The 19,065-nt window shown below is 41.5% G+C and carries 16 protein-coding genes and 1 pseudogene; 7 read left to right on the plus strand and 10 right to left on the minus strand.

The features are described from left to right. Positions 1-280 precede the first annotated feature (280 nt). Positions 281-988, minus strand: a complete 708-nt coding sequence (locus ACE1AQ_RS11755; protein ID WP_002740014.1) for a hypothetical protein — start codon at positions 986-988, stop codon at positions 281-283. Positions 989-1,191: 203 nt separating this feature from the next. Here ACE1AQ_RS11755 and ACE1AQ_RS11760 point away from each other — a divergent pair, with 203 nt between their 5' ends. The 3 genes from ACE1AQ_RS11760 to ACE1AQ_RS11770 all read left to right on the plus strand — a co-directional run bounded on the left by ACE1AQ_RS11760 (position 1,192) and on the right by ACE1AQ_RS11770 (position 4,446). Next, positions 1,192-2,058, plus strand: coding sequence for a Uma2 family endonuclease (locus tag ACE1AQ_RS11760; protein ID WP_110546100.1), 867 nt, complete (start codon positions 1,192-1,194; stop codon positions 2,056-2,058). Then, a complete protein-coding gene (gene cobJ, locus ACE1AQ_RS11765) occupies positions 2,055-3,500 on the plus strand; it encodes a precorrin-3B C(17)-methyltransferase (RefSeq protein WP_110546101.1) in 1,446 nt (481 codons plus the stop codon). The genes ACE1AQ_RS11760 and cobJ overlap by 4 nt, the downstream gene beginning before the upstream one ends. A 580-nt stretch (positions 3,501-4,080) precedes the next feature. Then, on the plus strand, positions 4,081-4,446 hold the full coding sequence (locus ACE1AQ_RS11770) for a DUF1815 family protein (RefSeq protein WP_008197647.1): 366 nt from the start codon (positions 4,081-4,083) through the stop codon (positions 4,444-4,446). 44 nt (positions 4,447-4,490) lie between these two features. On the opposite strand, the gene ACE1AQ_RS11775 is transcribed toward ACE1AQ_RS11770, so the two are convergent. From ACE1AQ_RS11775 to ACE1AQ_RS11805, 7 genes are all read right to left on the minus strand, one after another. Further along, on the minus strand, positions 4,491-5,456 hold the full coding sequence (locus ACE1AQ_RS11775) for a glycosyltransferase family 2 protein (RefSeq protein WP_106908612.1): 966 nt from the start codon (positions 5,454-5,456) through the stop codon (positions 4,491-4,493). Further along, on the minus strand, positions 5,453-5,632 hold the full coding sequence (locus ACE1AQ_RS11780; protein WP_008197652.1) for a hypothetical protein: 180 nt from the start codon (positions 5,630-5,632) through the stop codon (positions 5,453-5,455). Before ACE1AQ_RS11780 ends, ACE1AQ_RS11775 begins: the two co-directional genes overlap by 4 nt. 143 nt (positions 5,633-5,775) lie before the next feature. Next, complete coding sequence (locus ACE1AQ_RS11785) at positions 5,776-7,053, minus strand: glycosyltransferase (RefSeq protein ID WP_110545825.1); 1,278 nt, start codon at positions 7,051-7,053, stop codon at positions 5,776-5,778. Positions 7,054-7,185: 132 nt separating this feature from the next. After that, positions 7,186-8,256 (minus strand): formylglycine-generating enzyme family protein, encoded by a 1,071-nt coding sequence (locus ACE1AQ_RS11790; RefSeq protein WP_110545827.1) that lies wholly within the window; start codon positions 8,254-8,256, stop codon positions 7,186-7,188. A gap of 34 nt (positions 8,257-8,290) precedes the next feature. Then, positions 8,291-9,265, minus strand: coding sequence for a methyltransferase domain-containing protein (locus tag ACE1AQ_RS11795; RefSeq protein WP_008197659.1), 975 nt, complete (start codon positions 9,263-9,265; stop codon positions 8,291-8,293). A 273-nt stretch (positions 9,266-9,538) separates the two neighbouring features. Next, positions 9,539-11,131, minus strand: coding sequence for a hypothetical protein (locus tag ACE1AQ_RS11800; protein WP_008197661.1), 1,593 nt, complete (start codon positions 11,129-11,131; stop codon positions 9,539-9,541). Positions 11,132-11,225: 94 nt separating this feature from the next. Further along, on the minus strand, positions 11,226-12,716 hold the full coding sequence (locus ACE1AQ_RS11805; protein WP_008197663.1) for a mannosyltransferase: 1,491 nt from the start codon (positions 12,714-12,716) through the stop codon (positions 11,226-11,228). 618 nt (positions 12,717-13,334) lie between these two features. Here ACE1AQ_RS11805 and ACE1AQ_RS11810 point away from each other — a divergent pair. The 4 genes from ACE1AQ_RS11810 to ACE1AQ_RS11825 all read left to right on the plus strand — a co-directional run bounded on the left by ACE1AQ_RS11810 (position 13,335) and on the right by ACE1AQ_RS11825 (position 17,901). Then, positions 13,335-14,705, plus strand: a complete 1,371-nt coding sequence (locus ACE1AQ_RS11810) for a glycosyltransferase family 39 protein (RefSeq protein WP_008197707.1) — start codon at positions 13,335-13,337, stop codon at positions 14,703-14,705. A gap of 39 nt (positions 14,706-14,744) precedes the next feature. Next, positions 14,745-16,349 (plus strand): glycosyltransferase 87 family protein, encoded by a 1,605-nt coding sequence (locus ACE1AQ_RS11815; RefSeq protein ID WP_110545829.1) that lies wholly within the window; start codon positions 14,745-14,747, stop codon positions 16,347-16,349. A gap of 20 nt (positions 16,350-16,369) precedes the next feature. Further along, positions 16,370-17,227 (plus strand): glycosyltransferase, encoded by an 858-nt coding sequence (locus ACE1AQ_RS11820; RefSeq protein WP_008197710.1) that lies wholly within the window; start codon positions 16,370-16,372, stop codon positions 17,225-17,227. A 203-nt stretch (positions 17,228-17,430) separates the two neighbouring features. Beyond that, positions 17,431-17,901, plus strand: coding sequence for a DUF4079 domain-containing protein (locus ACE1AQ_RS11825; protein WP_008197712.1), 471 nt, complete (start codon positions 17,431-17,433; stop codon positions 17,899-17,901). 191 nt (positions 17,902-18,092) lie between these two features. On the opposite strand, the gene ACE1AQ_RS11830 is transcribed toward ACE1AQ_RS11825, so the two are convergent. Continuing rightward, entirely contained in the window at positions 18,093-18,647 is a 555-nt protein-coding gene (locus ACE1AQ_RS11830) for a hypothetical protein (protein WP_008197714.1), read from the minus strand. A gap of 253 nt (positions 18,648-18,900) precedes the next feature. Further along, positions 18,901-19,065: pseudogene (locus tag ACE1AQ_RS11835) on the minus strand (IS701 family transposase); the annotation flags it as partial.

Here is a 19,065-nt window from a genome sequence, read left to right on the forward strand (position 1 = left end):
AGAGAAGATGCAAGGGTGATGCAAGGGTGATGCAAGGGTTTTAAGAGATTCTAGCAGATTTAAGTGCATTTGGGAAGCTCTCAATCAAGCTAAAAGCCCTTTCCTGTAAGGTTTTTACCATTATTCAGCAAACCCTAATTAACATTATATTAAACCTCTTGCATAATTAATTTTTGATGGTTCAAAAACAGCAAAAACAAGGATTAAATTACCCAAAATCTGTAAATTATGATTCATTGATGACTGAGAAACAGGCATCGTTTCAAAGATTGCCGAACCATTAACGGGTTTTGCGTCTTCGGATGACATTATTAGAATAACGAGAAGGTTTTGGCCGGGGTTCTTTTCCCCCTCCCAATTCGCGACTAACTTGCTGAAAAATATCCCGTCGCAGCACAGGATATTCCCCTATCCACTGGTCGAGTTGGGGAAGATGGACATCAGAAAGCTGATTGATATCCCCTAAATCGGGGTCTCGAGACATTAACAAAGCTTCGGCCACCATCCCGGGACGGATCGATTTATGGATGCGTTTGAGGGGAGCGCGAACGATCGCCGAAAAGCCAGTTTGATCACCGATTTCTAGATTAATACAGCGTTGGCGATTTTCGATAATCTCTAATTCCCCGCGTTTATTGACCCTTTCTTCTTCCCCGATTAATTCCTCGGTGACAAAAGCATCGAAAACGCGACCGCGCCAAAACCCTCCGTAGGGAAGACGACGATAGGTATTATTGCGAACACTGGCCCAGTAAACCGGACCCCAGAGCCAATATAAACCGGCGATAATGTCGAAAATCAGTTTAATTGTTAAACCACCCGGGCCGAATAAATTACCGATTAACCAAGCTGCGGTGAGAGCGATGATAGAAATGAATAAACGGCGCAGAAAATCAGACCATTTACCCCAATAGTGAGCGTACTGGGGGCCGGTGGCGATAATCGGGACAATTTGCTCGATCGATTGACGGGTAAGGGGAACCAACATTATCAGTTATCGGTTATTCGTGAACGGGTAGGCTCTAGGAGAGGACGTTTACCTTTCATTTAGGCGCGCTATATCAGTTATGACAGCGTTTCTCATAACTAGATGAAGTGTAACCTAATTTGGTATCGACCACCGACTTCGCAAAAGGAAAACTTTGTACCTCATCACTAAGATAAATGCTATAGTTTTGGGGAATTGTCTATATGTTGGTTGCCATTCATTCCATCGCTAAAAGCTCAGGACTTCTGGCGAAATTTCAGCTAAAAGTTAAATCCCGCAAGAAGTCCGATGAAACAATCTATAATAAAATCAATGCTGTTTTGTTCCCAAAGACTGCCACCATGACTTCTTCCCCGGTTAAATCCTTAAATTCTCAGGCTGTAACCACTCAACATTTACCCCCGTTAGAAAATGGGGATCGCTTAATTCGTACCGAATTCGAGCGCCGTTATCAAGCTATGCCAGGATTAAAAAAAGCCGAACTGATCGAAGGAGTTGTATATATGGCATCCCCATTAAGGTTTAAATTTCATGCTGAACCCCACGGACGTTTAATCACTTGGTTGGGAGTTTATCAAGCTGCTACCCCCCAAGTACAAATGGGTATTGAGCCAACAGTCCGCTTGGATATCGACAACGAACTACAGCCGGATGGGGTGTTATTAATCAGCCAAGAAAGCGGTGGAAAATCAACCCTAACTGTAGAGGGATACCTAGAAGGAGCGCCGGAATTAGTGGTAGAAATTGCCGCTAGTAGTGCCGCCATAGATTTAGGTGATAAAAAACGTGCTTATCGACGCAGTGGCATTCAAGAATACCTTGTTTGGCAGGTATTTGATCAAAAAATTGATTGGTTTAGTTTAGAAAATGGCGATTATATTTCTTTGTTAGCCAACCAAGAAGGGGTGATTTGTTCTCTAGTATTTCCGGGTTTGTGGTTAGATGTTTCAGCCATGCTCAACGGCAATATGTCACGGGTGTTGGACATCTTAAAAGCTGGAATTAACTCGGCAGAACATCAAGAATTTATCCAAAAGTTAACCGCAACGCAGTCGGGGGAAGCCAAATGAAACCTCCAGCTATTCTGATTTTAGGAGAAACCAGTATTCCCGTGGCTCGTCAAGTGCAAATGGCCCTACCGGAAGCAGTGGTTTATGGGTTAATAGATCGTACCCATTCGGCAGATTTTACCTATACTAATTTTGGTGAAACGGTGCGAGAATTTTTCCAGACGGGAACGCCAATTATTGGCATTTGTGCGGCGGGTATTTTGATTCGCACTTTAGCACCTTTATTAACTAATAAATGGCAAGAACCGCCTGTATTAGCACTCGCAGAAGATGGCAGTGCCGTAGTGCCTTTGTTGGGGGGTTTACAAGGGGTTAATGATCTCGCTCGTCAAATTGCCTCGGTTTTGCAAATTTCCCCCGCAATTACCACCACTGGTGATATTAGATTTAAAACGACTTTATTATCGCCACCACCGGGTTATCAGTTAGTTAATCCCGATGATGCTAAGAAGTTTCTTGCCGATTTATTGGCTGGTGAAAAAGTAAAATTAATCGGTGAAGCGGACTGGTTAAAAAATAGTAATTTACCGATTTCATCAGCAGCAAAACTGAGCATTGAGATTATCGATAAAAGTAACTTAAACTTAGCACAACCTAGCAATACCTGTTTAGTTTATCTCTGGGAAGAAAGCCAGGAAATTAAGGAAAAATCTGGTTTACTACTGGGGGATTTAGACCTGGAAAGTCAAGGTAAATTAGCCATAGTTGGAACTGGACCGGGTGCGCTAAATTGGATGTCGCCAGAAGTTCGAGAAGTGTTGGAAAAAGCCACGGATTGGGTGGGTTATAAAACTTATTTGGATTTGGTAGAATCCCTGAGAAAACCAGAAATTGTCCGCCATGAATCGGATAATCGGGTGGAACTCGATCGAGCGGAAATTGCCCTAGATTTAGCGGCTAAGGGGCGATCGGTTGTCTTAGTTTCCTCTGGAGATCCCGGCATTTATGCCATGGCCGCGGCCGTGTTTGAGGTATTAGAAAAAAAAGCAAAACCAGCATGGCAGCAGGTGGCCATTCAGGTCTGTCCAGGGATTTCGGCCATGCAAGCGGCGGCTGCTAGGGTTGGCGCGCCTTTAGGCCATGATTTTTGTGCGATTTCCCTATCAGATATTCTCAAATCTTGGCAGGTGATTTCTCAGCGCATTGAGTTAGCAGCCCGAGCAGATTTAGCGATCGCATTTTATAATCCTGTGTCTCAAGAGCGCACTTGGCAATTGGAGAAGGCAAAAGAGATTTTATTACAATGGCGATCGCCGCAAACTCCCGTGGTATTAGCGCGTAATTTAGGGCGAAAAGGGGAAACAGTGACGGTGAAATTCCTAGAGGATATGACTATTAACGATGGGGATATGCGAACCATAATTTTGATTGGATCGAGTAAAACTCGCCTTATTGAGCAGGGTAAAACCAAGCAGTGGGTTTATACTCCACGTCACTATTAAGTAGGGTTTGCGGCAAAAAGTTTTTCGGTGGGTGTAGGGTGTAGGGTGTAGGGTTTTAGCGATTTTGAGGGGGTCAATTACCTAATTTTCAGGGAAAAAGTACCTGAATTTTCCCCCCGATCACTCCGGGATCTGGTACTTTTTGGTTGACAAAAAGTCTAAAAGGTTTACCCCACAAGGTTTTTAGATTTATTCAGCCAACCCTAATTACCGGTTACTGTTTACCGATCGCTGAAACAAGCTCCCATCTCCCTCCCTATCTGCAATAGAGCCATAGCTTTATGTAATTGTCAATATAGATTTACGAACTTTTTTGTCGAAACCGGATCTTAAACTTTAAAAATAGGCATGATGGGAATAGTTGAGATTGAGGGGGTAGAAAGATGGATAAACTGGTGGCTTTGTAGTTATACATACTTGGCGAACTCAGGAATTCACGCTACCCTAGGCCTCGGGTTCTTTACATTTTGTTACTTAACATCCGTAAAAAAACTTGGTTCACATACCTTATTTTCTCAAGCAAGAATCTTAAAAAAGTATTAAGGTTTTATAATTGAGGAGTGTTATCAGGAGGAAAATTGTGTTTAAACGACTTGCAGAACAGCATCGCCAACTGGTCAAAGACTTAGTCATGGATTTACAGGCCTTAGCGATCGCACTAGAAAATCAAGGTTATCTAGCATCTTGCTACACCTGTGGCGGTCAAATGAACAGCGCATCCTTTATGGTGGGATTGGGGGAAACCCATCTAATTCGGTTTCTCGTGTCTGATTACGGCATCACCTGGACAGAAATGCGCGACGATCGAGAGTTAATGAAACTCGAAGGTGCGGAAGCCATCAGCCAACTAGAGGAATTAGCCAATCTGATTAAATATCAAATTTCGCCAGCGGAATTTATTGGCAAAAAACCCGCCTCCGTGCTGCAACGGTTGGAGACGGTTTAAACGGAGATGTGACCTAGACTTGTATGTTTAGGGAGCTTTTTTCCCTAAGCTTTCAGCCAACTGTTAGCTAGATAAGCCATTCGTTTCATCTCTTTTCGTCCCCGGGAGACGGAATCGAGGATCATGCCACAGGTCAAACCTAAAAAGGCTAAAAGCATGATCGAGGCCGATAAAATAGCGGTGGGAAAACGTGGTACTAAGCCAGTTTCGAGGTATTCAAACAGGACGGGGATCGCTAACAAGAGGGCAATAACCGCCAAAATCAGCGAAACAAGGCTAAAAAAGAGAAAAGGACGAATTTCTTTAAATAGTAGGATAGCGGTTCCCAATACCCGCCAGCCATCTTGAAAGGTTTTTAACTTACTTTGGGAACCCTCGGGACGTTCCCCGTAGAGGGTTGGTTCTTCAGCGAAGGGAATTTTTAATTCTAAAGCGTGGATAGTTAACTCGGTTTCAATCTCGAAACCATTGGACAAAGCGGGAAAAGATTTGACGAAACGACGAGAAAAGATGCGATAACCGGAGAGCATATCGATTAAACGCGCTCCAAACAGAAATTTCACGAATCCCGTTAAAAATAGATTACCGGCGCGATGACCCCGGCGATAAGCCTGGGAGGATTTTGCCGCTTCCCGACGCGCACCGACCACCATATCTAACTGTTCTCGCAGCATTCGTTCAATTAAGCGTCGTACTGCCGCAATTTCGTAGGTATCATCACCATCGATAAGAATATAGATATCGGCCTCGATATCAGCAAACATTCGCCGGACAACATTGCCTTTCCCCGGTTGGGTTTCCTGACGCACGATCGCCCCGGCTTTGAGTGCCTCCGTCACGGTATCATCGCTAGAGCGGTTGTTATAGACATAAATTGCCGCTTCTGGCAAAAAAGTTTGGAATTGGGAGACAACTTTAGCGATCGTTAGTTCTTCATTGTGACAGGGAATGATGGCGGCGATACGGTAGTTTTTCAGGGAAATCGGCGGAATAGCAGTCATTTCGATCATGGCTGACGACAATGTTTAATGATAGTTAGGGGGGTTTCTTGGCGTTGGACGGCATGAACAAGGGTACAATGGGGGAAAGCCTGGAAGTAATCGTATCGGGATATAGCTAGATAATAATCGGGGTCGGCGGCCTTTCCCCAAGCAAAGTCATCGGCATTTTGAGCAAGCCATTCCATCCCATCTTTGAGACTTAATCCCCGGTAATCGGTTTCCTGTTGATCTTGGGCTGCTTTTAAGTCCCAAAAATTAAGGCTGCCAGAGGTTGAACGAGAGTTAAAAAGGGTTTGCGGGATGGGAGGGCAAGTTTTCCCAGGTTTTCCTATGGCTTGCCGGACTTTTCGGGTTTAACCTCCGTCACACGCCAACTGAGTTTTAAATTCATCCAGAAGTTCCAAACGGTAACTATAGCGATCGCTATTAAGTTAGCAAGATAGCGATTAATATGTAAGACATTGAAGAAAAAGTTTAAGAGCAGGACGTTGAGGATCAAACCGGCCAAACAAATAAGATTAAATTTAAGAAAACGTTTGCAACGCTGCTGCCACTGATTTTGGCCGGTGGACAAATCGCCAAAAGTCCAGCGATCGTTCCAGAGAAAATTATTAATAATGGCCACCTCGGCGGCGATAATCTTACTGCGAGTTACTCCCCAAGCGAGGGTAGTGGGATCGCTGAGGAGATAAAAGATAGCCATATCGACGAATACGCCACTAAACCCGACTAAACTAAAGCGAAGAAAGCGAGCGAGGGGGAATTGCCAACGCCTTTTCAGGCCACCGAAACGACCGCGGGAACGCAATTTCAGCAGGTGCAGGATATATTCGATGTATTGTTGCCAGGTGACTTTGCTTTCGCCGTCTTGACGCTCTTGGAAAACGTAACCCACTTCGGCGATCTGGTCGATATTGCCGCGGCCGATAACTTCGAGGAGAATTTTATAGCCCATCGGGTTTAAGATCGGGCCAGCGATCGCTTTTCGATTAACCATGAAATAGCCACTCATCGGATCCGATACCCGTCCCACCACGTTAGGCAGAATGACTAATCCCAACAGCTGCGCCCCCCGGGAGAGGAAGCGTCGAGTCAGACTCCATTGGCTGACTCCACCCCCTTCCACATGGCGACTGGCCAGGGCGAGATCGGCTCCGGCTCTGGTTTGCTCGAATAATTTTAATAACACTTCCGGGGGATGCTGTAAATCGGCATCGATGACCCCAAGTATGTCGCCCCGTGCCACTTGCCACCCCCTCACCACTGCCGAGGATAGGCCTTTTTCTCCCTCCCGGCGCAGCACTCGCAGCTGGGGATATTCAGGGATTAAAGACGCGGCGACTTCCCAAGTGCGATCAGGACTATTATCATCGACAACGATCAGTTCGTAATCGTTGGGAAGGGCTTCGTCAAGTATTTGACTGAGAATGTTGACTAATTGAACGATATTTTGCCGTTCATTGTAGGTGGGAATGACTAGAGACAGGCTGAGAGGATAATTTTTTTCTGCTTCTAGGTTGCCGTCGTCCGGGGGAGGAGGAGATAAAGGGATCTGTAGATCTCCTGTGGGGGGAGTTAAGAAAAGATGAGACTGCTGTATCTTCATGAAAAATTTGACCTCACTCGCGGTTGATTTAGCTACAGACGCACTGACAACGGCAGAAGATTCTGAATGCTTTTGGCAACCTAACCTATTGAACCATACCTTTGTCGTCTCTTGGGCGGACACAAGCATTGATTAACCGATACTATCGGCCATGACTCGTAAACCCAAGACACTGTGCTGTTGATCGGGAAGGCAAAAGGTGCGATTGGCACTGCGTAGGTGTCTTGCTTCATCGCCCCAACTGCCCCCTCGCACTAAGCGGGCGGAACGATAACGGGGCTGCAAGCGAGTATCCCTATCTAACCAAGCACTACCATCCAGGGGGGGGGCTCCCTCGTAATTCCGGTGCCAGCTATCGGCGCACCATTCGCCCACGTTGCCGTGCATATCGTAGAGACCGAAATTATTGGGGGCGAAACTGCCCACCGGGGTAGTCTTGGCCAGATAGGCGCTGCTGGGTTCTTCCGCGTAGGGATCATAGACGGCAAAGTAATTGGCGCGCTCGCTGGTTAGGGTTTCCCCGCAGTAAAAGGGGGTGGTTGTACCGGCGCGACAGGCGTATTCCCAGCGTGATTCACTCGCTAGTCGGTAATCTTTGCCGGTGGCCTGGGAGAGTCGTTGACAAAATTCGATCGCCTCGTACCAGGAGACTCTTTCAACAGGCAAGTTATCCCCTTGGAAAAAGGAGGGCGCCGGGTTGAGTTCGAGATTAATTTTCGGAAGTTCGGCGATCGCTCGCCATTGTGCTTGGGTGATCGGGTATTTGCTCAGAAAAAAAGCCGCCGTCGTCAGGGAATTTTCTGGTTTTTCACTGCTAGTATGATCGCCTTTTTCCTCATTTTTCGAGCCTCGTAGAAAACTGCCCCCCGGAATAGCCACCATTTCTAGTTCGCTGCCGTTGCCTAAAGGTTCGCGCCAGGAGCGAGCGCTACCCTGACGGCGATCGATAATTTGCCCTTGACGATCAACGGTGACTGTTTCAAAGCTATATTCTGTCCACTGGAGATTTTGCGAATTTACTGGGCGAATTTGCCGCAAAAATTCCTCGATTGCCTCTATATTCTCGGCACTAGCTTGGTTTTGGTCGGCAGAATAACTGAGCCGAGAGGAGAGAAGGGTAGCTAGTCCGGCACTTCCTCCGGCTAGGGCCGCTAATTTGAGCAAGCTACGTCGGTTTAAGAGGGGATTAGGGCGATAGTTCATATTTTTAGGAGACTGGTCTGATATTTAGGCATTTCTAATCTTGATAGAAACGACTTTTTACTAAACAATAGGCTCTTTCATCGCCGTCACGACTGGCGGGATCGGAGTTTTCGGTATTACCTACTGTTATATAATCGCAAATTTCCCAGCCAGTTCGCTGTAAAATTCGGCGCAACCCGGCATTAGAAAAGATCCAATAGTTGGTAGAATCATTATTTGCTTCTAGTTCATCGAGTAAATAGGCTAGAGGAATCGCGGAAAGATCGACTCGATTAGCGGCATTACTCACCGTATTAAACTTAGTGACGCGGGTGCTAATCAGGCAATAATTGGCAGATTTTGCTAAGGTCTCAAGGGCATAGTAGGGATTTTTGAGATGGTATAAAATTCCTAAGAAGATGACTAAACTATAGCTTTTTTCGGGAAGGAGAAACTGGGAATCTAAGTTAACATCATGAATCTCCACAGAGGAAGAAAGAGCAGTTTTGAGCAGTTTAACTCCTTGCATCAGATTAAAGTTGGTAGGAGCGTAGTCAACCACCTGCACTTTACAGCCCAAAGATTCCAGAAAAAACGCCAGATCGCCATCGGCACAACCAATATCAACAATCGGTTTCTCCGAGATTAATTCTAGTAGAAAACGGTTTTTACCCGTTAATAGTAATTCGAGAATATCGAAGCAGGTTAAAGTGTTGTAAGGATACCAGCCAAAATTGTCGGGAGCGAGTTTTTCTTTTTCGGCATCTAATTGGACTCGAAACTTGCGGGATTTATTTTTGATGACGCTAATATCGAGAAGTTTGGGACTAATTTCTTGCAGTTCGGGAATGGTTAAAGATAACTGACCTAATCTTTCATAAAGAGCGTTTTTTTCCCGAATCATTTCTTGTTTTTCTTGATTCAAACTCTTCAGATGATCTTTGAGGGAATCTCGTTCTTCAATTAAAGTCTCTCGTTCATCAACTAGGCGAGGATATTTCCAGAACTTAAGATATTTCTTGATTTTCATCTATCAATAGGGAGGAATTAATTTTACTAAGTTGGTCTAGGGGTTGTCTGGCTGTTGGATATTTTTACCAAAACTACTCTAATAATACCATCGATCAGGATTATTTGTCAAGATATTTACCAAAAAATATAGGTTTTAAAGTCAGCTTTTTATTGGATTTTATTAATATTAAGCCGAGAATTTTTACAGATAATTAATTTTGAATAATTATAGATTCTGGGTAACTGCATTAGAGAAAAATTCACCTCCTGACTCCTCTAATTCTCCAGAGGACTAATGATTAGTTTCGATGATTTTAAAATATTTGGGAAAATCTCGACAATGGGGACAGTATTCAATCAAAACAGTGGTGGGATTATGACAGGAAAGCTGCCGTTCAAGAAAATGAAAATCTAAGGGAGCATAGATAAAATAAACCGTATTTCTATCGATTTGATTTATTTGACAAATTTGTCTTTCTTGCAAAAATTTTAACAATTGATCTTGTTTTAAAAAGTGATAGGATAAATCTTGAAAGTTTCCATAACTGATCAATCGTGGTGATTCGTTTTCGGTGGCTAAAATATTTCTCCAGAGGAGAGTTTGCTGCAGGGTGAAGGTGAATCCTAATAAAATAATTAGTGATAGGTATAGGTGACGAACTTGAGCGGTGATATATTGACTGCGGACGACTAGGGGAAAAGCAATCAGAAAAAGATAACCCGGAATAATATAATAGCGATCGGAGTTACCCGGTGCTAGGGAAACAAACAATAAACAGAATAGGGGATATAAATAAAAAAATACCTCCGTTTGTAAGTTATTAGCATTGTTATTATTGATTAGCTTTTGTAATCCCCGCAGGATAAAAATACTTATGAGAGCTATCCAAGTAATTTCTAACCATTGTTTTTCCAAGACAGTTAACAGGCTGGAGGAGAGTCTTTCGATGACGATAATTCCTGAGATAGTGCCAAGAAAACTTTGGGAATGAATAGTCAGAAAGTTTCTCAATAAAAATAGTGATAGCAGTAGGAGAAAAACACCAGCTAACCAATAAAATATTTGCTTAAACCGTGGTGGCAAGGATAAAAACTGGCTAATTTTTTGCTGTGTTTTGATAAAAATTGTACTAAAAAGAGCGAGAAATGCTAGGCTGATTATCAATAAAATATATCGATATGCTTGAAAAATTTCATCACTAATTAAAGGTTTAGTTACATAAATTATAGAAACGACTGTCAGGGATAAAAAAGATAAATAGAAAAGCTGGATCGTGGTTTTATTAAAATAACGTAGGTGCAGACTTAGAGCCGCCACAGTTAAACCGAGGGATTCAAAGATAAAGATAAAATGATTGATAACTCCCAGGGAAGTTATGAAAAGGAAAAGAAAGATATCGAGTCCAGTAAATTCATGATTTTTAAAGTACTTGAGAAGAAGCTTAAATTTAAGGGAAAGAAAGAATACTTGTAAAGCGAATACTTCCCAGGCTATTCTAGGAAAAAGCAGTAAAGAAGAACAAGATAGTAGTAAAAATAAGAAAAGAATACTCGTCTTTTGATCCACATATTTATTCAGGCTATAAACGACGATAATAAAACCTAATAGGTTAAGGAAAACCCCCAGTAATCGCAAGGAAAAAACTTTGATGCCTAGTAAGCGAAATGTTAGGGAAATTAACCAGCTATAGAAAGAGCTAGTATAGGTGTTTAGTCCGTGGAGCGATCGAGTTCCATGGTGGAGAATTTCCCTAGCATTTAGTCCAAACCAAGCCTCATCTCCGTGCAATCCGGGGAAAGAGGAGAGGTTGACGATCATAGCAAAAAGTATATAGATTAAAATCAGAAAACTTAGGCAAATTGGCCAGATTTTAACTTTTTTCATGCTCGAAGTTATCCCCCTTACATAATTAACTTTTTTTCTCGGCTTTTTAGACTTTTTTGACAAATTTCGCAACTTTGTTTAAGGATATATGATCCTACTCACCAGCTTCTTTGAGATACTGATTGATATGATAATCCGGGTTAACTTGACAAGAATTCGAGCGCCTGTAAACGCAAGTTCCGTTAAAGCATTTCTCCCGTTGATAATCTCCGACCGAGGCAGTGTCTTGGTTAAATAATAGATAATTAAAATAAGGTTGTAGTTCCTCGAAATTTTGGTTATCTTTAAGGAAATAAATCGGCACATCTTGGTGTAAGTAGGCATATCCCCCCGTATACTGCCACGCCAATCCTTTTACTCCTAAACCGCACAGTTTTTTCTCGCTACTTAAATACTCATAGGCCTGTAATTGTCCGCCGTGGGTTTGCCAGTGAGTATAGCCCGGTTTTTGCCAAGGCGGTCCGAAATTAAAAGTCTGGTCCGTATTAAAACGCCCCGCCAACAACGAAGAGAGAAAAGCCCAAAGAAGTAAACTACTAAAAATAACGATAGTTTTGCTGGTGAGGGAACCTCGCATTAACCATAAACGCGAGACGAGAGTGGCAGTCCCCAAACCAGCGAGAATAATAATTAGTGGTAAGGCGGGGAAAATAAAACGATATTCTTTGTGACCTAAAAAGCTGTGAGAGAGGATAATAACTAGGGCCAGAAGGGCGAGAATCCAGTGACGACGAGCAGCGATTGCACAGAAGACGAGGATCGGAAACAGCCACCAAGACCAATTGAGGGCTAACCAAGTAAAATATTGCTGCCAGGGGGATACGCCAAAACTATTAAATTTTCCTTCAAAAATATTAATCCAGATCAGTTTCCAAATCGATTGGAAGGGGGTGGACCAAGTGAAAGCATCTAAAGCACCCCCCAGCAAAACCGGACCGATAAAACCGAGGGCAAGGGGCAGTAATTGTGGAAAGTTTTTTTGTCTAATTTGATAAATGAGGGCGATGGCGATGGCTGGCAGTAAATGAAATCGAAGATAGGTGGTCAATCCGTAGAAAAACCCCGTCCAATACAGTCGCTGACGAGAGGGGGGATTTTTGCCGTAGCATCCTAAATAAACGCCGACTAGCAGGGAATAAGCGGCCATAACTTCGGTGAAGGCTTTCGGGGCAAAATAGATAAATTCAAACCAAATCGCACAAATACCGCCAGTGAGGATAGCGCCGGCCAAACCGATGCTTTCGTAGGCGATCGAGAATCCGATCCAAACGGGAATTAAAGATAGTAAACTGAGGAAAATCTTGACACTGGCCAGATAGCCACTGGAGCCTTCCGAAAAACCAGCAGTTAGCTTCATAATCCCGCCAAGAATGCCCGGAAATAACCAAGAACGAATCCCGTCCCGAAAATCCCAAGGTATCATCCCATTACCAAAAGCTAGTCGATGACCCTGTTCTAAGGTCTGAAAAATTTCATCCGGCCAGAGAATATTAGGATAAGAGAAAGCGGCATTTAGACGTAGGAAAAGCGCAAAAATAAGGATTAATAACAACCAAACTCTAGAATAATTTGACTGACGAATCATGTTGGCAACTGAGGTCAAGATGTTTGCTTTAGGGGAAAATATAGGGATTTTTAACGGAGTAATTATTGTTACTCGACTATCAAGCTAATGTTTTTTAGCATATTGCTGATGGTAATGTCAATCTCTTAAGTAGGTAGGCGTTAAAAGTTGTCAGATCCCCCCGCCTATCGGCACCCCCCTTATCAAGGGGGGCAGGGGGGATCGAACCTAAAATCCATTTTTAATTTAATTATAACCAGCTACTTAAGTTATAGTTTAGTGGGGAGAAACTGGGGAACTTTTCTGCCAGAAATGAGTCCCTTGCCTAGGATTGGCTATAAGGATGAGTTTACCCTTTGATATCCCTGAGAATTTACTAAGGAGAAACTAAGTAGGTAGGCACAATTATTTGTAGGATGGGTTAGCGGTAGCGTAACCCATGCGGGCGTTGGGTTTCATGCTTCAACCCAACCTACGTTCATTTTATATTTAATTCCACCCACCTACTTATCGAGATAGCTTAACCTAGATAATCGGGTATTTAATCAATCTGGGTTTGGCAAAAAATTTAACCGTCAAACCATGTTACAATAGCACGGGTTCACCCCAAAAGATAAATAGCGAGCTAATTTCAGAATAATGATGCAGCGAGATTTTCTATTTAAGAATTTTGAAAAGTTTGATTACCGTCTATTTCTGGGTGTATTAATTACGGCCTTGGGATTTATTTTAAGATATTATCAATATGATTCCTTGCCTCCCTATAACTGGACTCAAGATGAATTTGCTTTTGCTTGGAGTGGCATGAGTTTGATTCAAGATGGAGTTCCTACCAGTTGGTCTTTCCTCAGTCCCACGGATGATTTTTTGGTGACAGTTTGGGAAAAAACTGCTGTTCGTTATCGTTTTGTTACCCCTTGGTTCGATCATCCTCCCTTGTTTGGATTAATTGTGGGTATGACGGCTATTTTATCGGGAGCAAAGGAATTTTTTGACTGTAGTTTAACAGTAATTAGGATTCCTTCTTTGGTTTTTGGCACTCTCTCTATTTTCTTACTTTATTTATTAGCTTTACGTTTGACTAATACCGGGGTGGCGATTATAACTTCTTTAATTTTTGCCACTAACCCCAATACGGTTTTTTTATCTCGTTTAGCAGTTAGTGAAAATTTATTATTATGTCTAAGTTTAGCGGTAGCACTTTTATTCCTTCAGTACCATGAAAAGTCTCAAAACAAGTATCTATATTTGGCTATAGTTCTAGGTGGTTTAGCACCTTTAGTTAAGGTGACAGGATTATATATTCTAGCTTCTCTAGTCGCTTTACTATTATTCCAAAAAAATTGGCGAGATAGCTTAATCGCTTCTCTGACGGCAGTTTTATCCCTAGGTTTGTATTACCTTTACGGTTGGTTTTATGATTTTAGTTGGTTTTTAACTACTCTCCAAGAACATAAAAATCGCTTTACGGATTTTGCTATGTTAAAAAATCTAGTTTTACCTACAGTTTTTTTTGAGGATGGTTGGTTAATTTTTAGTTGGATTACTCTACTGTTAGTTGCCAGATTTCCTTTAAAAATATCTAAAATACGATTAGTTATTTTTCCTATATTAATCTATACAATTCTTCTTATTTTTTCTGGCGCTCAAAGCCATTACTATGCTTGGTATGTAATTCCTTACTATGGATTTCTCTTGCTAGTGCTTGGTATATTCTTAGACGATTTTCGTAAAAACTCTGATTTTATCGGTGCTGCCACTATCTTTATTTTTCTTGTCGTTTGGTCGGTGAATTTAAATATTAAGGATTGGGTTTTTAGTTCTCCTTACGGTAGATATTACTTTATTATCGGAACGGCAATTATTTTAGGGGGATTTTTCTTTAATGATTTAACTGAGAAAAAATCGAAAATTTTAACTAATTTTGTCAAGATAATCATGCTGATCGTCTTTTTGGGATTGTTACTAGGTAATCTTAATCTTATCCTTAACTATAAATTGCCAAGTTAAGCGAGTAAAACTAAACAAATAAATCTTGAATTTTCAATTATGACAAACCTCAAACGTTTTCCACTTTCTCATCCCTTATTTTGGGCAATTACCTACTTTATTGCTTTGGGGATTATCTCGGTTATTTTAGGTCAAGATGTTAGTTGGGATTTACGCAATTATCATTTCTATAATCCCTATATGTTATTGACAGGAAGGTTCAAGTATGATGTCCTACCCGCGCAGATACAAACTTTTTTTAATCCCCTGGTTGATGTTCCCTTTTTCGTCGCTGTTTATTATCTGAAACTGCCTCCGATTGTCGTGGGGTTTTTAATGGGAGGATTTCACGGGTTAAATCAATGGTTAGTTCACCTAATTACCTATCATTCCCTCGATAAAGTTTCCGAAAGATACAAGATAACTCTAAGCATAGCGGCAGCGATTACCAGTATTTTTGGGGCAGCCTATATCTCGGAGTTAGGAACCAGTATTGGTGATAATACCACCAGTGTTTTTGTTCTGGGAGGATTATTTTTTATAGTTAGTAGTTTAGGGAAAAATCTGCCAATTCCCTCTAAAAATACTCTTTTAGCTGGATTCTTACTAGGATTAGCAACGGGGTTGAAATTAACCAATGCTTTATATAGTATTAGCTTTTTGGTAGCTATTAATTTTTTACCTAATTCTTGGTCTGATAAATTGCGTAACCTCCTGTTATCAATTCTCTCAATGGCCGTGGGTTTTAGTCTCACTGCTGGTTATTGGATAATCTTAATGTGGACGAAGTTTGCTAATCCTCTTTTTCCCTTCTATAATAAAATCTTTCAATCTCCTTATATTGAAACCGACTACAATTTTAAAGGGATACAATATTTGCCTAAAGATATCTGGCAATGGTTGTTTTATCCTGTTTATTTTATCCAGAGACAAACTCTTGTCTCTGAGGTTCCTTTCCAAGATAGCCGATTAGCTATAACCTATTTATTGATAATTTTACTAATATTAGTAATTATTTTTTGTGCTATTTTTAAGCGCAATCTATCCTCTGAACCTGACTTAATCTACGGTGCAGTTTTAGGTTTTTTACTACCTTTTTATCTGACCGCTTACTCTATTTGGTTAGTGGGATTTTCTATCTATCGTTATCTGATGCCATTAGAATTAATCAGTCCCACTTTAATTATCTTGATTATTGCCTATCTTTATCCTCGCAAGAAACCTTTATTAATCATAAATCTGCTAATATTTTCCTTAATTGTCACTACGGTTAAACCGATGGATTGGTGGAGAATGGGATGGTCAGATAATTATTTTGGTATCGATAGTCAAGCATTAAAACCCTACGAAAATTCCACGATTGTTATCTGGGGAGATGAAGGAACATCTTTTATCGTCCCTTATTTTCCCGCTTCGACTCGTTTTGTGAGACTCAAAGGCAATACTGGAGTCAGTGAGGGAACTTTAATGCGAAAAAATGCCGAGACATTTATTGCTAATACTCCCCCAGAATCTCTCTACATTCTCCAGACGGACTTTAATAAAAAATCTCCTGATATAGTGGGGGATTTAGCGAAGGAAAATCTCGTTATTGATTTCCAAAGTTGTCAACCCTTTCCCACCAAAATCGAAAAATTTAATCTCTGTCGTCTTCAGAAAAAGTAATTCTCTACCTTTTATCTGTAATGATTTATCTATTGACCGTTAACTACAATTGCGCGGAATTAATTAAGCGTTTAATCGCTTCCCTCGACGATGACTTATCTGCTACTCTCATCATTGTTAACAATTCCACTGAAGATAAAAATATCCAATCTTTAGCAGCGCAAAGAGTCAAGATTATTGAAGCGGGGGAAAATTTAGGATTTGGGAAAGGATGTAATCTGGGACTTGATTGGATTTATCAACAAGACAGAGAAGCTATCGTTTGGTTAGTTAATCCTGACGCTTACTTATTACCCGACTCTCTGGAGAAAGCAAGCAAATTTTTTCAGCAATATCCGGAAGTTGCCATCGCTGGTACAGAAATTTACGAACCGGATGGTAAAATCTGGTTTGGTTGGGGAAAATTTAATGCCAAAATCGGCACAATTAACGTGGTGGAGGAATCCTTAGACTATGGAGATAAACCCTATCTTATTCCTGACTGGGTGACGGGATGCAGTTTATTAATTAATTTCTCGAATTTTTCCACTTGTCCCCATTTTGATCCCGATTACTTTCTCTACTACGAAGACTTTGATTTTTCCCGAAGATACGCAAATCAAGGCTATTTAGTTGTTGTTACCAATCAGATTAAAATTATTCATGAACCATCTTCTATCACCCGTCGCTATGGTTATCTAAGACTAACTCATAATATCTATAGTTATCTTCTCAGTCTCGAAAAACATACAACTTTAACTATCCTTGTTTATCGCTTGCTGCGGATGAGTTTTATGTCTTTACTGATCCTTCCTATTAAACCAAAATTCTCCCTAGCTAAGTTAGAAGGAATTCAACTCTATTGTCAAAGAATTATCACTAAACCGCGTCTAGGTTGAAACCCTTAGTTTTGCCGCTTCTGGCATTATTCTTACTAAATCCTGTTTAAAAGCTATAGGAGAGGGGGAAGTGGCGCGTAGTGGTGATGGTGAGCTATGTTGCTGATCTAGTCTGACAAGTCTAATGACCCGAAAAATAAGGAAGAGTGAGCGATTCATGTTAATTTTTATTAAGAAGAGATCTTTGATGAGAACAGACAACTATGAACTTCGAGATTCCCAGTGCCGTAAAAACTTGGTCACAATTTGGCCATCCCATTCTCATGTGGGTTTTATTAGGATTAACTATCTATGCCCTCTATTCGGGGCTACAATGGCGACGGACGCGTACAGCAGATAAGGACCTAAAAAAACAATTATTGCCCAAGGATTTTCGCACTAAACACTATCAAATTGGCTCCCTAATCCTCGCTTTAATGGTCTTGGGGACGATCGGGGGTATGGCGGTGACTTATATTAATAACGGTAAATTATTTGTCGGTCCCCATCTGCTGGCGGGTTTAGGGATGGTGGGTTTAATCTCGATCAGTGCCGCTTTAGTACCTTTAATGCAAAAAGGCAATGAATTGGCCAGAATCACTCATATTACCCTTAATGTCGTCATTTTAGGTCTTTTTGGCTGGCAAGCCTTCACGGGAATGGATATAGTCCAGCGTATTCTCAGCAAAATGTAAGAAACTCTGAACAGATAGGATGCGTCATCAGACGCATCTAACTCTAAAAAGTGCTTTCAAAATTAATCACAAGTTATAGAATCTTTCTGACGGGTAGAAACAAAAACCAAAAAATCAAAATAAAGAGATATGGAGTTTCTCATAAAGATGAAGTGTAACCTAATGTAGTCGTACAAAATAAAATGAGATGACTATTGAGGAGAAGACAAGTCGCGGAAAATCTGGCTGGCGATGGCTGCACTGCGGCGAATTTGTTCAATTTCGGAAAGACTTTGCCAATTTTCGGTTTCGATAGTGGTTTCGCTCTGGCCATTACGCATAGTATAGGCGTAGGGACGGGCAAAAACCTCTAAATCTTCTGGAGACCATTGGGGAAAAAGCTCGCTAAGACAAACAACAAGGCGCTCAAATTTATCTAGTTGACTATTAACTAGATTTTCAGCACTTTCTATTAGACGATTTAAATGTTCGGCCGGCAGTAAAGAGGCAAATTTATCAAAGATATTAGACTGGGGTGAAACGGAAACAGTCGGGAATTTTTGCTGTAAACTGCTAAAGAATCGATGAGCTTGTGCTTCAAGCACCGTCGCTTCTAGTCCTTCACACAGAGAAAAAGGCGTTTCTGTCACGTCTAAGGGATGATTACTCTCCACATCGGTTACATCCCAGGGATAGGTGACTTCTTCTTCAATCAGGATTGCCAGAAGTTCCCAGGTAATCTGTTCAGATAGGGATAAATGACTCATAAATAACACTCCATATTTTAGCCTTTGTGGTGTTCAATGAGTAACTACATCTCGGTTTTGACAATTCCCGAAGCTATCAATAGACTTCTGCTGCAAGTCAGACAAAAGGCACTCTTGCCATAGTAGCAATAATCAACCCTTGTATATTATTATTAACTATTTTTTCAGTTTTGCCAGGGGTTGATCGGAAAAGTGGCATACTACCATTTTTCTAAAGTAATGGCAGAGATAGTTAATGGGACTTAAACAAATTTCAAGCCCAAACAAAGCCTAAACTGGCTTTGTAAGCGGCAAACACATCCCGATTCTCGGTCAGCCACTCAAAGAAACGGAAAGACATCGCTGTCCGAAAAGCTGCCAAGGCTTCCACAAAAGTGTTTAAAGGTCGATTCGCCCACCGCCTTTGCAATCCCCCAGT

The organism is Microcystis sp. BLCC-F209 (assembly GCF_041928595.1).
Taxonomy (GTDB): domain Bacteria; phylum Cyanobacteriota; class Cyanobacteriia; order Cyanobacteriales; family Microcystaceae; genus Microcystis.